The organism is Sphingobacterium sp. UBA7038 (assembly GCF_002494055.1).
In the GTDB taxonomy this organism is placed as follows: domain Bacteria; phylum Bacteroidota; class Bacteroidia; order Sphingobacteriales; family Sphingobacteriaceae; genus Sphingobacterium; species Sphingobacterium multivorum.
Genome location: NZ_DLAV01000012.1, coordinates 79,521 through 99,751, shown reverse-complemented (window position 1 = coordinate 99,751; position 20,231 = coordinate 79,521). Strand labels below are relative to the sequence as shown.

The window sequence follows — 20,231 nt, the reverse complement described above, 5'->3', positions numbered from 1 at the left end:
TTAAATCATGAGACCAAAGATATATTTGCTTCCGACAGTATTCTTGCTAAGCTTGTTGACAAGTTGCAAGAATGGGGACGAGAGTTCGATAGGGCTGGATAGGCCCATGGAAATACTGCCTGTGGATAGTTCTACGGCTTGTATTTCGGGGCAGGAGGCGGGCCCCTATCAAAGGTTCTACAGACCCCAGCAGGGGTTTGTGGGCGATCCCATGCCTTACTACAATGCCAACGATAACAAGTTCTACTTGTTTTATCTGTATGAAAATGCCAACAGGCATCCGATTTATAGTACGCGGACAAGTGACTATGGAACATTTGAGGGCTATACCGAAGTCTTGTCGTCGGGTGCTGTGGGGAGTCAGGATGAATGGATCGGAACAGGAAGTTTTATTAAAAAAGGAACATTGTATTACTGTTTCTATACGGGGCATAACAATGTTTTTACGCCTGCGGAAAAGATTATGTTGGCTACGTCAACTGATTTAATGAATTGGACCAAGCAACCAGCAATGGCGCTGCAGGCTGCAGCGGGCTATGATCAAAATAATTTTCGTGATCCACAGGTTTATTGGGATGAAGGCCGCAATGCCTACGTCATGTTAGTCACGACACGAAAAGACGGAAAAGGAACGCTGGCACGTTATCAGTCGACAGATTTAAGCAGTTGGTCTATGATTGAACCGCTCGTTGCGACCACAGGGACAGTGGAGAAATATGGAATCGAAACAGATGCAGAACTATTGGAATGCCCGGACCTATTTAAAATGGGCAATAAATGGTATCTCTTGTTTTCGCGGATCAACCGGGATGAACATCGCAAGACATTTTATCGTGTTGCGGATTCCCCGGATGGCCCCTGGACGATCTGTCGGGATAGCGAAGGACATCATGAAACCTTCGACGGACGCTATCTCTATGCGGGCAAAACGGCTAGCGACGGTACGACACGTTATCTTTCGGGATGGTGTTCAACCGGGCAAACAGTAAATAATAACAACGAACTGCCCTGGGCTGGAAATTTAATTTCACACCAGTTGGTTCAGGGAGCTTCAGGACGTTTATATCCTAAAATTCCGGAAGCCCTAAACAGTAAATTCAATAAGGAAGTCGCCTTTGAAAAACTGAGCAATGTTGGTCAAGTTTCCGAATCGAATAAAACCTATAGTTTGACAGCGCAATCGGGCGGAAGAAGTTATGCACAATTTAACCGGAACACTTCATCCGTGAAAGTGACAATGACCATTGATGCTTCCCAATCCAGCAAATTTGGTTTTTCATTTGGCGCATGTGATGATCCGACCGAAGTGTATAGCATTGCTTTTGATCTGACTTCATCCAATCGTTGGAATATGCCGGCACTGTTTATGAACAAGGAGGCACGCGATGGCGGCGGAAGCAAAACAGAACTCAATTTTACGCCACTTACAGTACCGACCAACCGGATTTTTAACGTGAAAATTATTATTGAAAAATCGATTGGTATCGTATATGTGAATGACCGTGTTGCTTTTACCAACCGGATCTATAAAATGGATCAAAACCCTTGGACTATTTTTGCGGATCAAGGAACAGTAAAAGTGAATGGGTTGAAAATAGAAAAATCTTCCTAACAATTGAGACGATATTTGCCTATTGAAGCGAACAAGAACCTAATTAAAAATGTAAACAAAAGAAAAATGATAAAATTAAAGAAATACGGTGTTTTAATGCTCCTGCTAGGTGTTTTTGGTACAAGTCTGGCACAGACGGGACAGCATAAACAAGGAGATCCCGAAGAGAAGTATCGCCCACTTTACCATTTTACACCACAGCAGGGTTGGATGAACGATCCCAATGGACTGGTTTATCTGGACGGTAATTATCATCTTTTTTTTCAGCATAATCCCGAAAAACCCGTTTGGGGGCCTATGCATTGGGGCCATGCGATCAGTAAAGATTTAATCCATTGGGACGAGCAGAAGATCGCATTGTACCCCGATAGTTTGGGGACTATTTTCTCCGGTAGTGCTGTAATCGATAAAGATAACACGGCAGGTTTTGGAAAAGGTGCTATGGTCGCCATTTTTACCCATCACAATCATCAGGAAGAGGATCGAAAAACAGGATTGCATCAAAATCAAAGTTTGGCTTATAGTTTGGACAAGGGCCTTACCTGGACAAAGTATAAAGGCAATCCGGTATTGCCAAACCCTGGTATATGGGATTTCAGAGATCCAAAGGTGATGTGGCATGTGCATAGCCAGCGTTGGATTATGACCTTGGCTACAAAAGATTGTATTACTTTCTATTCTTCCAAAGATTTGAAAATATGGCAGAAGGAAAGTGAGTTTGGCAAAGAGGTGGGGGCCCATGGTGGTGTCTGGGAATGCCCTGATCTTATCCCCATGGATTACAAAGGAGCTACAAAATGGGTTTTGCTGGTGAGCATCAATCCAGGTGGACCCAACGGTGGCTCGGTGACACAATATTTTGTGGGTGACTTTGATGGGCATCAGTTCCGAACAACGGATACTAAAATAAAGTGGTTGGATTGGGGACCCGATAACTATGCCGGCGTAACCTGGAGTAACCTAGGGGATAGGCACCTGATGATTGGCTGGATGAGCAACTGGCAATATGCCAATGTGGTTCCTACCACAAAATGGCGTTCTTCCTCAACCATACCTCGTGTTTTAACTTTAGGAAAAGTTGGACAGTCATTCTACGTTGCGAGTACTGTGCCCAAAGAAATTGAAACCGCATTTCGTCCGCTAAAAAAATACCATGGCGGTGGAACGAAGGAAGTTTCGTTCGAGCAACATCTCCCACAAGCGTACCGTTTGGACCTTAAAGATTTGAAACGGCAGGCTTTTAAAGTCATCTTATCGAATGAATATGGCGACGAATTGGTTATTGGTTATCGTGAAGATCAAAATGCCTATTATATCGATCGTTCTAAGTCCGGTGAAGTGTCTTTTAATGGAGAATTTCCAAAGACGGCTTTGGCACAACGGTTGCTAAATAAGGGAGCACTTTCTTTCAGTTTGTATGTTGATGTGAGCTCTGTGGAACTTTTTGCAGACGAGGGACTAACGGTAATGACCAGTTTATTTTTTCCGAACAAGCCGATAACCAAGCTGCGTATCGTGGGAGATAAAAAGTTGGAGTTTCAGGAAATCGGTATTTCTGCATTTAAGAGATAAGAGCTGGATTTTTGCCATTAAAGCGATCCTTGATAAGACAAGGATCGCTTTATACTTCGCTACTTGGTCTTATTTTCGAGGTGCAAGTGTGCTGGCATTAGTGTGGGGAAAGTCCACGCAAAATGATTTTTTTTGTAAACTATTGGACGGTACATTGAAAGATAAGGATCAAATTTCGATGTATGATAAATATCCTTCATGGCCTCAAAGAGATTGGAGGGCCAAACTCCTGCTGTCCGGTCCAGGATGTCAACGTCCGGATTTTTAAACCAAGGCCATTCAGTTGGATGTTGATTGTAATAATATAAATAGTCAAGGGCCTGCGTGACCGATTTTCCGTCCTTCGTGGCGGTAAATAGGTTTTCTCCGGTGGCATTGTGTATGCACCACATGGAGGCTGTCAATGGTGCTAATGAAAAGTAGGTGTACCATAAACCTTTCTCACCCCGTTTTACTTCCTCAATAAGATGACCGTCAGCTGCGATCTTTTCAAAGAGATCAGCCTTGATTAAGGCTATTGTAAAAGAAAGCTCTTTTTGGTCATCAAGAAAGTTTGCCGAAAGTAGATTCGCAAACCTCGCCCAATCCGCAATATTATTGGATTTTTCGCGTAAGAAATGTGTCGCTTTTTGAAAGACATCGATGGTCCAGACCTTAAAATGATCATGATCTTTCTTCGCCCAAAGGGGATCGTTTTTAAGTAATTCGGCAGCAATCATCAATCCGGCTCCCGCATAAGAAAGCACAACTGGTCCGTCAAACTGACTGTATTTTTTATTGATTGTGGCCCAGGAGTTAATGAAATATAAGGCCTTGGATGCATATTTTTGCTCCCCGTTTAAGGTATAGACCAAGGCCGTACAATAGGCAGCAAAAGCATCCGCATGGAGCTTTTTTGCCATAGCACGTTGGCCTTCTTTATCGCTGTAAAAGCCGGGTACACTAAAATCTTCAACAGCATCATGGTCAGTCAATAAAAGAGAATCGGCCAGCCTAATCAACTGCGTGTATGCAGTATATACAGGTTCGGATTTTTTGTTGATTTGTGATTTTACATAATTGACCTGGGTAATTGGGTGCATTAAGGATTGTGCATGACTATGTGAAGGCCAAATAAATAGGCCGACTATAGACAAGGTCAATCCTATTTTTAAAAATTGAGTGGTTTGGGCCTGTAAGCCAAAAAATAGATATATGAAATTTTGCATGGTTCTAAATGGATACGTTTATCGATTGGTTTGATCGCTATGGGGGGATTAGCTACTGCAAATTAAGAAAAAAATAACATAAGTTTACTGGTGTTCAGAAATTTCATTTGAATTATTGCAGCGAAGTAATTAACTTCATGGCTAGAATAATCAATTATGGACATCAATCAAAATCTGCCTGAGAAGGAACTCTTGTGCCAACTCCATCATGGAGATATGCAGGCTTTTGATATCTTGTACCATCGTTATAGCCAGATTATCTATGCCAATATCCTTAAGTTTCTGAAAAATGAAACTAGTGCCGAAGATTTACTTCAGGATGTTTTTCTGCGTATCTGGGAAAATAGGTCAAAAATAGATCCTGAACAATCTTTTGCAGCATTTCTTTTTACCTGTTCGCGTAACATCACATTTAATTTCAAACGACGCCTGAAATTGGAGATGGAATCTGAAGTCCAGCTCGCCTATGGCGCATTGGAATCTGAAAATACCATTGATAAGGTGCTCGATTCCAAGGAGGCCATGGTCCTGGTAGAAGACTTGTTGAGCAGATTGCCCAAACAACGCCAAAAAATATTTAGGTTATCTAAGCTTGAAGGTAAAAGCTATAAGGAGATTGCCGAAGAAATGGATATTTCTATTGCTACTGTTCGTGACCATATTGTTAAAGCAAATAAATTTATCCGACATGGTGCATTGCAGGACAATGGCTTCTCGGCCCTACTAATGATTCTGCTTCTACATGCTGCAAATTAATTTTCTACATGCTGCAAATTATTTTTTTTTCCGGAGCAGACCTTTATGCTACGAAGTGTGTATTTACTATTAAAAATACAGCTCAGTGGAGACCAATAAATCTAAAATAGACCAATTACTTCAAAAATATAAAGAAGGGAACTGTTCGCTTGAGGAGATCGAATGGCTACAGCATGCGCTTTCTGCTACCGACATCGGGGATCAGGATGCCATCGATCAGGCTATAGTCGCTAGTTTGCTTCAGCCTTCTGCTGCAGGGAAAATGAGTGAATCCAGGCAAAAAATAGTGCTCGGAAATATCAAAAAGCAAATTCAGCAAGGCACAGAGGAGCGCGATAAACCTAAGTTTTCAATCGTTTGGCCCTATTGGGCTGCGGCGGCTTGCCTGTTGCTCTTTATTTTTACAATGCTATTATGGCAGCAACAGACCAGTCCTGTTCAGGCAGACATTAACCTCGTGAGGATGCAAGACACAACGGGTGTTGTTGTAAAGCCTGGTGGAAACAGTGCTACCCTTCGTTTAGCGAACGGCACACTTTTAGAACTCGATAAACAGGCATCGGGAATTGTGATGGGAGAAAGTATTACCTACGAAAATGGAAAGTCTATCGCTGCTGCGGCATTAGATAAACAGGGGATGGCGGCAGATCCAAGTAAGGTTGTATTGGAGTTAGCCACTCCGCTAGGGGGGATATACCAGGTTACTTTACCCGATGGCACAAAAGTATGGCTCAATGCGGGCTCTTCGTTAAAATATCCGATGAGCTTTGCCAAAAATGAACGAAGAGTTCGTTTGGAAGGCGAGGCCTTTTTTGAAGTGACGAAAGATAGCGCACGACCTTTCAAAGTGCTGAGTAAAGGACAGGAAATTGAGGTGCTCGGGACTGCCTTTAACGTCAATTCTTATCCCGATAATACCGTGATTAAAACGACTTTAGTCAATGGGAAGGTTAAATTATCGAACCATAAACGATATTCAGAAGCGATATACCTGCTGCCAGGCCAGCAATCGACCAATACCAATAACGGAAAAATACAGCTCGCAAATGTGGATACAGCACCCTTTACCGCTTGGAAAGAAGGTTTGTTTTATTTTGACGAAACACCGCTTTCGGATGCACTGCAGCAGATTGGTCGCTGGTATAATGTCGAAGTGAAGTATAAGGGCGAGGTACCGCAAACACATTTCTATGGTCGTATAAAACGAAGCAAGCCGCTCCGCGACGTACTTGACGTATTGGAAGAAGGTGGGTTGCGTTTTGAGCTGAGCAAAAGCGATGAAAAGAATATCCTATATGTTAGACCGTTGTAATTAAAACCCTAAATAAAGATGAAAAAAGAAATGATCATGGATTCCACTTAATCCGGAAAAGGGTATAAGCAAAACAAAAAGGGCAGTGCTGGGGGGCACTGCCTTGAATTGGATGCATATACTTACAAGTGTTGCCCAAAGGCAAATTTTTGATAACCATTTATAAATAACATACAAACCGTACAAACATATGATTTTTTATCCATTTGTTAGGCTACACCCGTGGAGTTTAACTTTACGAAGTATACTGATTATGAAATTGATCGTACTCATTTCTTTACTGACCGCGATGCAGCTGTTTGCAGAGGGAAATGCGCAGACCATAAACTTAACCGCAAAGCATGTTACCTTAAATCAGGTGATGCGCGATATCCAAAAACAGAGTGGTGTTAATTTTTTCTTAACCGGCAAGTCATTGGCTCAGGCACGTTTGTCAGTCAATATACAGCATGCCAAATTGGAAGATGCATTAAATGCTATCGTAGCACCTTTGGATCTGGAGTGGATCAAAAAAGATGAGGTGATCGTGATAAAACCCAAAAGAAATCCGCCAAATACCGAACGCAAAGAAGTCCAGCAGCGGAGCATTGCTGGTAAAGTCGTTAATGGTAAAGGACAAGCCCTGGTAGGAACCACCATTACAGTGAAGGGAGCTAATATTTCCACGGTCACGGACCAGGATGGAAGGTTTACAATTCAGTTACCAACGCCAAATGGCACTTTGGTATTTTCAAACGTAGGCTATCAACGTTTGGAAAAAAGTGTCACTGGAAATGATGAATTAACCATTGTACTTCAGGAGGAGGTAAGTGGTCTGGATGAGGTGGTCGTCGTAGGGTATGGAAGCCAGAAACGCGCAAATGTAATTGGTGCCGTATCAACCGTGAACGGCAGTTCGGTCGAGAATAGGTCAACCTCCACACTTAGCTCTTCATTGGCTGGACTCGCGGCGGGCGTTAACGTACAGGCCACAACCGGAAAACCAGGTGCAGACGGTGCTAGTATACTGATTCGTGGAAAGGGAACTTTAAACAATACGTCCCCCTTGGTTGTGATCGATGGTATTGTCGGATCTATGGATGCTGTCAATCCCAACGATGTGGAATCAATTTCGATTTTAAAAGATGCGGCAACAGCAGCGATCTATGGATCCTTGGGGTCTAATGGCGTTATTTTAATTACGACAAAAAAGGGAGCCAAGGGAAAAAATAATGTGTCTTATACGGGCATGGTTTCGATGTTGCGCCCCAATAATGTACCCGAATTTATTACCGATTACGCACAACATATGCGCCTTGTTAATGAAGGCTTCAAAAATTTAGGGCAAGCGGCTGTTTATACCGATGCAACAATCAACCTCTGGGAAGAAGCGAAGAAAAATCCAACAGGGTTAACAGAATTTGGTATTCCAAATGAAGTCGCATATCCAAATACCAATTGGGGTGATGTGCTTTTTGGACAACGCAAACTTTTACAAAATCATAATCTTTCGCTAAATGGCGGCAGCGAACAGACGCAATACCTCTTTTCAGTGGGCTATTTCAACAATCCGGGGACAATGCCCGAAACAGGAGCAGACAAGATACGTCTGCGTATTAACTTACAGTCTAAAGTTGCCAAGTTTTTAACTGTGGGTACTCAGACCTTTGGCGATATGCAGAATTTGAGTGTCGCCGATGTGGTCACAGCATATTCTTACCTGACCCAAACCGTGCCAGGAGTTTATCCTTTTTACAACGGGGTCTATGGTTTCCCGGCTGCTGCCGAAGAATCGGCTACTGCAAACAATGCCCTGGCTTTTCTAAATGGGATGGGGGGAAAGAACCAGGTCAATCGATTCAATTCCACAATATTTGCGAAGTTAAATCTCATGAAAGGCTTGGAGTTTGAATCCAGGGTAAATTATAACCATGCCTATACCGAAACGAATTCGCATCAGGTGCCTTATGAGAAATGGAATTTTGCAACCAACAAATTAAGTACTGCGGCGCTGTCTGCGGGACAAATAACCACCCAGTATGGGTTAACCAAGAGCTACAATGTGATCGTTGATAATGTATTGCGTTATTCAGGATCTTTTGGTAAACACGATGTGGGCGGCATTTTGGGGTATAATGAACAGTATTTTAACCAATATAATATCGGAGCGGCCAAACTTGGGCTTGTGCATCCAGACCTGACAACATTTAATTCGGCGACGACAATGAGTTCCATTACCGGTGATGAGCTTGACTACGGTTTGCGGTCCTTTTTTGGTCGTGCAAATTATGCTTACGCTAATAAATACCTTGCGGAAGCGGTGGTACGGTACGATGGATCATCTCGATTTGGAACCGCCAAACGCTGGGGGCTCTTTCCGGCATTCTCTGCGGGATGGCGTATTTCGGAAGAATCTTTTATGAGTCCACTCAAAGCTTTTGTGAATGACTTGCGAATAAGGGCCTCGTGGGGGAAAACCGGAAATAATGCCTCTCCGGGTAATTACGATCATCTTCCCTCGTATGGTACGGTAAACTATTCATTCAATAATCAGGCTGTTCGTGGTTTGGCACAGACTAAACTAGGAAACGATCTTTTACACTGGGAAACGACCACAACAACAAATGTAGGTTTTACAGCCACGGCATTGAAAAATAAATTAACGGTCGAATTTGATGCCTACCGTGCTTATACCGATGGAATCTTATATGTTCCGACCATTCCGGCGACAACTGGAACTGCTACTGCAGCAACCATGAATATTGCCGAAGTTAGCAAGCGGGGGATTGAATTGACGCTGGGATACCAAAATAAAATCAACGGTTTTAACTATGGAATTTCGGCCAACTTTGCCTACAATACCAATCGGGTGGAAAAATATAAAGGAGCATTGTCGGAGGGCTATGTAACGGATGCGGCGGGTAATCGTGTTTACCAGTCCAATATCGGTATGGTTTCCAACGGTGTCAACCAGCGTATTTTAGAAGGGCACGAAATCAATGAATTTTACTTGTACAATGTATACCGAGGTTCGGGAAGCCATTTTTTAGCGGATGGTTCTGTCGATAAAAATGGAGGGCCACGCGACGGTATGATCCGGACGGAACAGGATATGGAATGGTTGAAGGCTATGGTCGCTGCTGGCTATTCATTTCAGCCTGCCGATGGCATAGACCCTACCAAGATATGGTATGGTGACTTGATCTATTCGGATATGAACGATGATGGTATCTACGGGAACGTCTATGATCAAAAGTTTATGGGCAAAAGAGAAACTCCAGCATTCAATTACGGCCTCAGTATCAATATGGCCTATAAAGGATTTGATGCATCCATGATTTGGTCCGCTTCTTCAGATATGTCGTATTACTGGAATGAACTCTATCTCAATTCATCCATCGTTGCGCAGGGAAAATCGGTACCGGCATTGGTCGCAAATGACCATTACTATTATAATGCCGCAAATCCTTCCGATCCCAACAACCGGATAGCTGGTTATTATCCACGCTTAAAAGGAGTGACAGATGCACAGAATGGACGTACCAGTGATTATTATTTGTATAACGCTTCTTTTGTGAAACTACGTAACCTACAATTGGGTTATTCGCTTCCAGAAAGCTTGGCAAACCGTCTATCAATTGCAAAATTACGGATCTATTTAGCGGGTGAAAACTTGCTGACATTTACGAAATATCCTGGTTTAGATCCTGAGATAGGTTCAACAACAAATTACCCTTCAATGCGGCAATATTCACTGGGTTTGAATCTTACCTTTTAATTCGAATGACAATGAAAATGATGAAAAAAATAATAGCAATTGTATTGCTAACAAGTATATTGGGTTGCAAAAAAGATCTTTTGGATACCTCCCCATATTCATCGGTCTCCACCGCAACGATGTGGACAACCGACAATTTAACTGATTTAGGGATTGCGGGGATCTATAGTTCCTTTCGACTCTTAATGGGGCATAGAGGACTGATCTCACCTTATGAACTTTATCAGTTTGACCGTTTCTCCTATACTGGGCAGGCACGTTTTGATGAACCCTTATTGACAGGTACCATCACCGCCGGCGATCCATTATTTGTGAATGTTTGGAAGATTCAATATGAAGGTATTCAACGAGCAAACGATGCCTTAAAGAATATTCCCCTAAAGTCACCTTCTACAGCAGAAAAGAAAGCGAAATATATTGCGGAAGCTAAATTTCTACGTGCTTACTTTTATTTTCGGCTCAATCAGCTTTACAAAGGGGTACCCATCTACCTTGAGCCGTTTACTGCAGCCGAAGCCGTCAAAGGACGTAGTTCGGAAGATGATGTCTGGAATCAAATCCTAGCTGATTTGAACGATTGTATCGCAGAAACTAATTTTCCTGATCGTTATCCTGCGGGGAATGCGAATTATGGACATGCAACAAAGGCGGCAGCTTATGCCTTACGGGGTAAAGTTTATCTTTATCGAAAAGATTGGACAAAAGCTTCGGCAGATTTTCAAAAAGTAAAAGATGCTGGCCACTCACTCTTCGGAGATTATAAAGCTTTGTTTAAAGAAGCTAATGAACAGTGTCCTGAGATGATTTTTTCTATTCAGCATCGGAGTGAATCAGGCTATGGAAATAATATGCAATTGTTTTGTGGCTGGCCCTCGGTCTATTCGCGTGGCTGGAATTATTACATGCCTTCACCACATTTGGTCGATCTCTATGAAAATAACGATGGTTCTAAGTTTGAATGGGATAAAATTATTCCAGGATACAGTAGTTTAACCGAAAATGAAAGGGAGGTGTTTTTTCTGCGCAACAATCTCACGGAGGCCGAGAAAGCTGCTGCAACGTTGAGAGGTGCAAAGATGAGTCTTTACCTACCGCAAGGCAATGAGGAGCGTATAAAAAAAGCCTATGAAAATCGTGATCCCCGTTTGCAGGCCAATGTCGTGACGCCTTATTCGACTTTTAGGGGTGCCTATAATTTTACGAATGTTGAAAGTCTTCAATTTATGCGCTGGCCATTTCGCGGGCAGGCACAGGTAGACGGCGATATTCAGAGCGATACACAGATCAATTTCTTCTATTTCTATCGAAAATTTGTCGCTGAAGGAGTCAATGAGATTGTGGATCGCAATTATGGTCCTATCGATTTTCCGATTTTCCGCTATGCTGATATTTTATTGATGTGGGCCGAGGCCTTGAATGAAGAGGGCAAACTAAATGAAGCTATAGCAAAAGTTAACGAAGTTCGTCAGCGTGCAGGTGTAGCACTTTTAAATGCTAATGCTTCAACTGCCGTCGGTGGCAAGGAAGACTTACGCCTGCGTATTCGTAATGAACGTCGGGTTGAGTTCCCGAATGAGGGAATCAATTACTTTGACGAATTGCGTTGGGGAACCTGGAAAGAGAAGGTGTTTCAAGCAGGCAATGGACGTAAGCAGGTTTGGGGGACAAATGTTGGGAATTATAGCTATAAGGGTGACTTTTTGAACGTATGGCCTATCCCGACCTCAGAAATACAGATGAACGTGAACCTGGTGCAGAACCCAGGTTGGATCGATTAGTTTTATGGATATAAAATGAACCTAAACATGATTTTTTTTAGATATAGCCTATACTTTATTTATTTTTTGAGCCTTTTTCATCCTTTTTTTCTACGTGCGGATACAAGCGATATGGTAAAAAAAGGATTTGATTTGGCTCAGCGACAGTACGCTTTGTTGTATAAAGATCATAGCGATCTGCGTAAGTATCCACGATCGGCAGATCCCAAGGGGAAAACAACTTTTACTGATATCCGGGACTGGACGGGTGGTTTTTGGCCAGGCTGCCTTTGGTATGTCTTTGAGTATACCGGCAAGGATCAATGGCGGGACGCTGCACTAAAATGGACGAATTCATTACGCCAAAATCAATATAATACGCAGCACCATGATATTGGTTTCGTGATGAACTGTAGTTATGGAAATGCCTATCGGTTAACTGGTGATACTACATTCAAATCAATTTTAATCCAGAGCGCCAAATCGCTATTGACACGTTTCAATCCGAAGGTTGGTGCAATTAAGTCTTGGGATACCTTTTCCTCTTGGGATGGTAAACATAGGTATGAATTCCCTGTCATTATCGACAATATGATGAATTTGGAACTTCTTTTTTTAGCTTCCAAATTATCCGGGGATTCTGTTTATCGTAATGCCGCTATTCGACACGCCGAAACGACGCTGAAAAATCAATATCGCGCAGATTACAGTTCTTATCATGTGGTTACCTATGACCCCAATACCGGTGCTGTATTGAGCCGGGAAACGGCACAGGGTTTTTCGGACAATTCAGCTTGGGCTAGAGGGCAAGCCTGGGGATTGTATGGGTTTGTCGTGATGTACCGTGAAACGAAGGACCCTAAGTTTTTACAGGCTGCGCTAAAAATGGCTGAGTTTTATATAAAGCATCCGCGCCTGCCTCAAGATAAGGTGCCACAATGGGACTTCGATGTAAATCAAGCTGGATTTGTCCCAAACTGGAATTATCGCAAAGCAGATTTTGAGACTATTCCACGGGATGCGTCGGCAGCAGCGGTTACTGCTTCGGCATTGCTGGAACTGGTTGACTACATGGGAACTGGACAACGACAGGAATATTTGGATGTCGCCGAAGCGATCTTGCGCTCATTGGGTTCACCGCAGTACTCCAGTGCGGTTGGAGCAAACGGTTTGTTTGTGCTGAAACATAGTGTAGGCAGTATTCCGCATAAAGGGGAGATTGACGTCCCGCTAGTGTACGCAGATTATTATTATCTAGAAGCATTAATGCGCTGGAACAAGCGAAACCATCAGCTTACACAATTGATGAACGAATGGGGGGAGATGAATAGACAGAAGGCAAAGGCATTAAAAGATTTTCAGCAGCAGAAATTTGGTCTATTTATCCATTGGGGGCTGTATGCTATTCCGGCAGGTATATGGAATGGGCAAAAAATGGAAGATTTGGGTAGCCCGAGTGTTGCTGAATGGATTCAACTGGTTGCAAAAATTCCTCGGTCTACTTATGCAAAATTGGCTGATCAATTCTCCCCGCAATCTTTTGATGCCGATAAAATTGTTAAAATGGCCAAAGCTGCAGGGATGAAGTATCTTGTTGTGACGAGTAAACATCACGACGGATTTGCCCTATATGGTTCAACGGTTAGTTCATTCAATAGCAAACAGGCTACGCCCTTTAAACGCGACATCATTCAGGAACTTTATGATGCTTGTCTTCGGCATAAACTCGATTTTGGTATCTATTATTCACAGAATATCGACTGGCGGGATGGTAGCGACGGGCAATATGCGGTAACAAAGGCACAGCATGATCTTGTTCATGCCAAAACCGATGCTTTCGGTGTCAATCTTTGGGATCCCAGCGAAAATTCTTTCGCTTCGTATCTCAACGAAAAAGCAATTCCTCAGGTAAAGGAAATTTTGACGCGGTTTAAACAGTTGAAATATATCTGGTTTGATATGCCGGGATTGATGACTGCAGAACAGAGCTTTCGGTTCTATAAAACTGTGTATGATTGTAATCCACGTGTTATTGTCTCCGAGCGAATTGGCAATGGTATGGGCGATTATGCCATTCCTGGGGATAATCGGATTCCTGACTCTTCTGAGCGTTTTACCAGACCTTGGGAAGCCATTGGAACATTCAACCATTCCTGGGGCTATAAATCTTATGACCACGATTGGAAAAATGTGGATGAATTAAGGTATTGGCTCCTTGAAATTGTCAGTAAAGGAGGAAATTATATGCTTAATATTGGTCCAGATGCACAAGGAAATGTAGCCACACCGGTAAAGAAAAATCTTGCTATCTTAGGGAAATGGTTGCGGCGCAATGCCGAAGCGGTTTATGGGACATCGCCTTGGACCATTTCGCATGAGGGACCAACAACAGTTCGGATAACAGATACCGAGCAACGGGAAAGGGAAGGATTTAAAGTATCTTTTACAGCCTTGGATTTTTGGTTTACACAGAAGAATGATTTTGTATATGCGATGGCTCTTGTAGTACCCAAAGATGGAATCGTCAACGTACAGTCCCTGAACCAAAATATGGCTAAAGTGAAATCAGTGGAAATTCTAGGGTTTGGTCGGATCGATTTCCAGCAGGATAACCATGGATTGCAATTGAAATTACCCAAGAAGATACAAAACAGCAGCTTGGGCTATGCGCTAAAAATAAAACTAAGCTAATCCCGCTATTAGCTTTATCAATTATAACGATGTTGAATCTATTATTAAAAACAAAAAAAATACGCTTTTTGCCATTATTGCTCTGCTTTAGTATATGGTATGTGCAAGCGGTTGGACAAAAAAAAACGGATAATTTTCGCTGGGACGATGGACAAAAAGTACTTTTTTTAGGCAATAGCATTACTTACGCGGGGCAATATGTCGCTATGACAGAAAGTCTATTCCTGAGCAGTCACCCGAAAAGGAAACCTCAGTTTATTAATTCGGGCTTACCAAGTGAGACCGTTTCTGGACTCAGTGAACCGAATCATGCCGATGGAAAATTTCCACGCCCCTGTCTATTTGATCGACTGGACAATGTGCTTGATAAAATAAAACCTGAGGTTGTTTTTGTTTGTTACGGTATGAATGACGGCATTTATCTCCCTTTTGATGCTATCCGTTTTGAAGCCTATAAAAATGGAATTATCCGTTTGCACAAACGTTTGGTCGATCAGGGCGTCAAACGCATCCTATGGATGACACCTCCAGTGCATGATGATCCGCAGCTTCGGCTCAATGGCTACAATAAAGTATTGGATCGTTATGCCGAATGGCTTATCGGCTATGCCAAGATGCAGTCCTGGGAAATCATAGACCTGCATTTTCCCATGCGTCGTTACTTGGAAGCTAAGATCGAGAAAGACGCTCAGTTTAAACTGGCCGCAGATGGGGTGCACCCCGGAGAGTTGGGGCATTGGCTAATGGCTAAGGAAATAGTACAGCACCTGATGCCTGATTTCCCGATTGAAAGCGCATGGGATGACAATTTGCGCAGTCAACCAAAACTTCGCCAGTTATATACGCTTGTTTTGAAAAGGCAGACGATGATGAAAGACGCATGGCTCACCTATACAGGTCATAAACGACCTGGACTATCCAAGGGAATTCCAGTAGAAGATGCAAGCAAAGCATATGCTGTTATTCAGGATGAAATTAAAGCGTTGGGTTTCTGATCGGCGATAGCTTGCAATCTGAATAAATGAACTTTTATGTATAAATCTATATCATGATGAAAATCAATTTTTTTAAATGGAAGTGTGCAGCAGCTGTGGGAATGTTGCTGTGTATGACCGATGTTGCTATTTCACAGACCAAATCGCCACCGTATGAAGGTGTTGCAGGTTGGCAGGAGACGCAAGATAAACGTATGGAATGGTTTAAAGAGGCCCGTTTTGGGTTATTTATCCATTGGGGATTGTACAGTGCTGCAGGTGGTTCTTTTGAAGGGAAACAATATCCACAACATTATGCCGAATGGATACAAACCTGGGGGAAAATTCCCAGTAAGCAGTATGCCGAAGTACTGAAACCAAAATTTACTTTAGGTTCTTTTGACCCAAAGTCCTGGGCACGCCTTGCGAAAAAAACGGGAATGAAGTATATGGTACTGACCTCCCGACACCACGAAGGCTTTAGCCTGTTCAATAGCCAGCAACCTTATGCTTTGAAAAATGATGTTACGGGTACGGCAAATTTATCGCCGAAAGGAAGAGATCTTTACCGCGAAATTATGGATGCTTTCCGTCAGGAGGGAATGAAAGTAGGAGCTTATTATTCGCTCTTGGATTGGCAGCATCCCGATTCTTATGAAGCTTTTCAGCTGAACCCGAATGTGAATAAGCATCAGCCAGATCATGAACGTTACAAAGCCTATCTCTATGGGCAAATCAAGGAACTTGCACAAAACTATGGGCGGCTGGACGTGCTGTGGCCCGATTTCAGCAGTAAACAGCATGAGGGGGAAGCCTGGGGGACAAAGCATATTTTGACAGACCTGATCAAATGGCAGCCTAATATTATTATCAATAATCGATTTTGGAACGGACTCGAAAATAAGAACGGTGATATCGGAACTCCCGAAAAATATATTCCACCAACAGGTTTGCCGGGTATGTACTGGGAGGTAAGCCATACCATGAATGAAAGTTATGGGTATAGCGCCCATGACCAAAATTGGAAAAGCTTTCCCAAGATCATGCAATTATTTGTGGAAACGGTGAGTAAAGGGGGAAATTTCCTGTTAAATGTCGGACCCGATGGTGACGGAGCCATTCCTGAACCTGCGGTGCGGATTATGGAGCAAATCGGGGAATGGATGAAGGTCAATGGCGAATCTATTTACGGTACCACCGCGAGTCCTTTCCAAGCCTTGGATTGGGGGTATTGTACCCAAAAAAATGGGAAGCTGTATCTGCATGTTTTTGATCGTCCGGCCGATGGAAAAATAAATCTGCCCATCAAAAATAAAGTGACGGCTGTCTACGCCCTAGCTTCACCTAAAATGAACTTAAAATCCACTTTAGAAAACGGAAGACCAGCAATTCCTGTCGATATCTTCGACAATAAGAAAGGACCGAAGGTTATTGTGGTCGAAATCCAGGGAAAGCCAATTGTTGAGGAAAGCCTGACCCAAACACAGGCAGATGGACGTATCGTGATGAACGCAAATAATGCAAAATTACAGGAAGGAAAGGGATTAAAAATTATTGGTGCACATACCCATGATCCAAACCGCCCGAACGCCATTGGTCAATGGAAAGATCTTGCCGATCAAGTAATTTGGGATATTAAAATTCAGAAACCGGGTAAATACCGAGTACTCCTCAATTATCTACCTAATCCTAAACATCAGGGCAAAATTTTGCTAACCGCTCTTGGACAAAAGATTCCTTTCGCCTTTATAAATGAAAATGGAACTGCATTTAAGGAAGCGGTCATGGGAACAATAGAAGTATCACAGCAAGTGATCGGAGAGCCAAGTACAAAAGTGCTGCTGCAGGCTACGGCAATTGATGGCGATGCATTACCTGAGATTGCGTCAATTACACTGGTTCCGGTTCAAGAATAAACTATTTTTGAGAAAGCCTAGACAAATCATCCATACATAAACAATTTTGCCGCCGAGGACCGAATAAGTGTCTATAAAGACGAGCAGAAAAATAAACTAACAGTAAAAAATGAAAAGAAGAGATTTTATAGCCAAGGGGATTGTATCCTCTTTGGCTTTCACAATTGTCCCGCGCGTTGTGTTAGGCGGAAATGGATTTCTTGCACCAAGTGATCGTATCAATCTTGGATTTATCGGTGTCGGAAAACAATCCTATACTTTGATGAACGGTCTCAATCGCTGCAAGGAAATCGCAAGTCTGGCGGCCTGCGATGTGGACCGTAAGAAGTTGGCCGCATTTATTGCTGCGACAGGGAAAAAGCAAACGGAATTGTCAAAAGCACAGACTGAGATCAAGGCCTATCACCATTATCGCGAACTATTGGATCGGAAAGATATTGATGCTGTTGTTATTGCAACACCAGATCACTGGCATGCACAGGTTGCTGTTGATGCAGCTAAGGCCGGCAAAGATATTTATTGTGAGAAACCCCTGGCGCTTACCATTGCCGAGGGGAGAGCAATGGTCGATGCAACCCGCAAATATAAACGTGTCTTTCAGACAGGTAGCATGCAGCGTTCTTCCTATAATTTTAGACAAGCCGCAGAACTGGTGCTCAATGGCTATATCGGCAAAATAAAAGAAATTAATGTGTCTGTGGGCGAACCGGTCAAACAATGCGACCTACCAGCTATGCCAGCACCGGATTATTTGGATTGGGATATGTGGGTAGGACCTTCACCTTACCGCGGTTATAACCCGATTTTAAGCCCACCGCTTGAGGATGATAAATGGGCTTGGTGGCGTGGTTACCGTGATTTCGGCGGTGGTTATATTACCGATTGGGGAGCACATATGTTTGATATTGTGCAATGGGCGTTGGGCATGGACGAATCTGGCCCGGTGCAATTCAATCCACCTAAAGCAGCAAATAGCAATAGCGGGCTTTCCTTTAACTATGCCAATGGAGTTCGGGTAAACCATGTGCAATGGGGCGTACATAACGCGATTCAATTTATTGGTGAAAAAGGTAAGATTGAAGTAAGCCGCGAATTTATCCGTTCGAATCCCGAGAATTTGGCCAATCTTAAATTGAGCTCCACAGATCGTCGCCTGTATTACAGTGATAATCACTATCAGGACTGGGTAGACGCGATCAAAAAAAGAAGTAAGCCGATCTGTGATGTTGAAATAGGCCATCGAACGAGCTCTGTTTGCAATGCCATCAACATTGCCTATGAACTTCAAAAGGATTTAAAATGGAATCCACAAAAGGAACAGTTCGACAATGATTATGCTAACCTCATGCGTAGCCGCCCTTATCGCGGAGAATGGGATTTTAGAAAGTTCTAATCAAGAAAATGGTCGACTAATGATAAAAACAGGCTTAGCATATTTGCTAAGCCTGTTTTGTTTATAGATCAATATTTCTACAACAATGTAGACTTGTATTTAAAATAAAGAGGACAAAAAGAAAATTTGCTATTCTGGACAGATAATTGCTTTATTTGTATCCAACAATTATTACATTCGAACAGCAAAGGGAATCTTGATATGTCGCAATTAACAATAATAGATCTGGCCAAAAAGCTCGGCTTGTCAAAATCGACCGTTTCCCGTGCGTTTCGGGATAATGTGGACATTAATCCAACGACAAAAGCTCGGATTCTGGCTATGGCCGAAGAAATCGGTTTTTCACCAAATGTTTATGCGAGTAGTCTAAAGGCAAATAAAAGTCTGACCATTGCGATTATTATTCCCGAATTTGGCAATAAGTTTTTCTCGCAAGCCATCAAAGGAATTGAGGCTGTGGCGCGTTCCAAGGGCTATCATACCTTAATTTATGTGACGGATCATCAGGTGCAAAATGAAGCCTCAATCGTACGTTCACTGGCCAATGGGCGGGTGGATGGCGTTATCATTTCGGCTTCGGGTGAGGGGAAAGACCATTCGCATTTGCAACTTTTGGCGGAACGGGGAATACCGGTCATGTTTTTTGACCGTGCTTATGACGATTGGAAGGGGGGGTATATTACAGGTAATGACTTTGATTCAGCCTACCTGGCAACCAAACACCTGATCGATAATGCCTGTAAGCGGATCGCTTATCTTGCAATCAATCCGAATGTCTCCATCGGTAAGGTACGTAAAGATGGTTACGAAAAGGCGCTGCAGGAAGTGGGGATTCCGATCAGACCAGCGCTTATTTTGGATACGGTCAATGATGCTGATCAGAATATGAAAGATATCGCCTACCTGATCGAACAGGAGAAACCCGATGCCATATTTGCCTCGGTAGAACGTCTTGCTATTTCAAGTATACGGGTCGCCAAGCAGCTCGCAATTCGTATTCCGGAAGATCTTAAAATCATTTGTTTTTCTTGTTTGGATATCGCCGATCTGATTGACCCGGCACTGAGCGTAGTGAAACAACCAGCCTATGAAATGGGCCAATTAGTAACAAAATACCTATTGGATAAGATGGAAGACCCTGAAAATAGAAAGTTTGCTAATTCGGTTTACCTTGATTCCCAGCTTATTTTTCAAAAATCTAGCCTGAAATAAGAAAAAAAATATTTGTTTTTTGTAATCACATTATTTAGCTTTGAATACTTTCGGGAACATTCCCGAAAGTA

The 20,231-nt window shown here is 42.8% G+C and carries 12 protein-coding genes; 11 read left to right on the top strand and 1 reads right to left on the bottom strand.

Translation table 11 applies throughout. The annotated features are described in order from the left end of the window. Positions 1-7 precede the first annotated feature (7 nt). Both B3H30_RS06700 and B3H30_RS06695 read left to right on the top strand, forming a co-directional pair. Complete coding sequence (locus B3H30_RS06700) at positions 8-1,612, top strand: glycoside hydrolase family 32 protein (RefSeq protein WP_145327668.1); 1,605 nt, start codon at positions 8-10, stop codon at positions 1,610-1,612. Positions 1,613-1,678: 66 nt separating this feature from the next. Continuing rightward, positions 1,679-3,184 (top strand): glycoside hydrolase family 32 protein, encoded by a 1,506-nt coding sequence (locus B3H30_RS06695; protein WP_208734162.1) that lies wholly within the window; start codon positions 1,679-1,681, stop codon positions 3,182-3,184. A gap of 59 nt (positions 3,185-3,243) precedes the next feature. Here B3H30_RS06695 and B3H30_RS06690 read toward each other — a convergent pair whose 3' ends face one another. Next, positions 3,244-4,392, bottom strand: coding sequence for an alginate lyase family protein (locus B3H30_RS06690; protein ID WP_145327667.1), 1,149 nt, complete (start codon positions 4,390-4,392; stop codon positions 3,244-3,246). 156 nt (positions 4,393-4,548) lie between these two features. On the opposite strand from B3H30_RS06690, the gene B3H30_RS06685 reads away from it, so the two are divergent. The 9 genes from B3H30_RS06685 (at position 4,549) to B3H30_RS06645 (ending at position 20,160) form a co-directional block, all read left to right on the top strand. Then, positions 4,549-5,148 carry an RNA polymerase sigma-70 factor gene (locus B3H30_RS06685; RefSeq protein ID WP_075991620.1) on the top strand — a complete coding sequence of 200 codons (600 nt, stop codon included), beginning with the start codon at positions 4,549-4,551 and terminating at the stop codon, positions 5,146-5,148. 85 nt (positions 5,149-5,233) lie between these two features. Further along, on the top strand, positions 5,234-6,460 hold the full coding sequence (locus B3H30_RS06680) for a FecR family protein (RefSeq protein WP_286833757.1): 1,227 nt from the start codon (positions 5,234-5,236) through the stop codon (positions 6,458-6,460). Between the two features lie 253 nt (positions 6,461-6,713). Further along, on the top strand, positions 6,714-10,217 hold the full coding sequence (locus B3H30_RS06675; RefSeq protein ID WP_286778387.1) for a SusC/RagA family TonB-linked outer membrane protein: 3,504 nt from the start codon (positions 6,714-6,716) through the stop codon (positions 10,215-10,217). A gap of 17 nt (positions 10,218-10,234) precedes the next feature. Beyond that, on the top strand, positions 10,235-11,995 hold the full coding sequence (locus B3H30_RS06670) for a RagB/SusD family nutrient uptake outer membrane protein (protein WP_286709860.1): 1,761 nt from the start codon (positions 10,235-10,237) through the stop codon (positions 11,993-11,995). A gap of 27 nt (positions 11,996-12,022) precedes the next feature. Continuing rightward, a complete protein-coding gene (locus tag B3H30_RS06665) occupies positions 12,023-14,665 on the top strand; it encodes an alpha-L-fucosidase (protein ID WP_070567400.1) in 2,643 nt (880 codons plus the stop codon). Between the two features lie 29 nt (positions 14,666-14,694). Continuing rightward, positions 14,695-15,660: an SGNH/GDSL hydrolase family protein gene (locus tag B3H30_RS06660; RefSeq protein ID WP_083296006.1), complete on the top strand. Its 966-nt coding sequence runs from the start codon at positions 14,695-14,697 to the stop codon at positions 15,658-15,660. A gap of 53 nt (positions 15,661-15,713) precedes the next feature. Beyond that, positions 15,714-17,555: an alpha-L-fucosidase gene (locus B3H30_RS06655; protein WP_083296005.1), complete on the top strand. Its 1,842-nt coding sequence runs from the start codon at positions 15,714-15,716 to the stop codon at positions 17,553-17,555. 109 nt (positions 17,556-17,664) lie between these two features. Continuing rightward, entirely contained in the window at positions 17,665-18,948 is a 1,284-nt protein-coding gene (locus B3H30_RS06650; RefSeq protein ID WP_070567396.1) for a Gfo/Idh/MocA family protein, read from the top strand. A 201-nt stretch (positions 18,949-19,149) separates the two neighbouring features. Further along, entirely contained in the window at positions 19,150-20,160 is a 1,011-nt protein-coding gene (locus tag B3H30_RS06645; RefSeq protein WP_286709858.1) for a LacI family DNA-binding transcriptional regulator, read from the top strand. Positions 20,161-20,231: the final 71 nt, after the last annotated feature.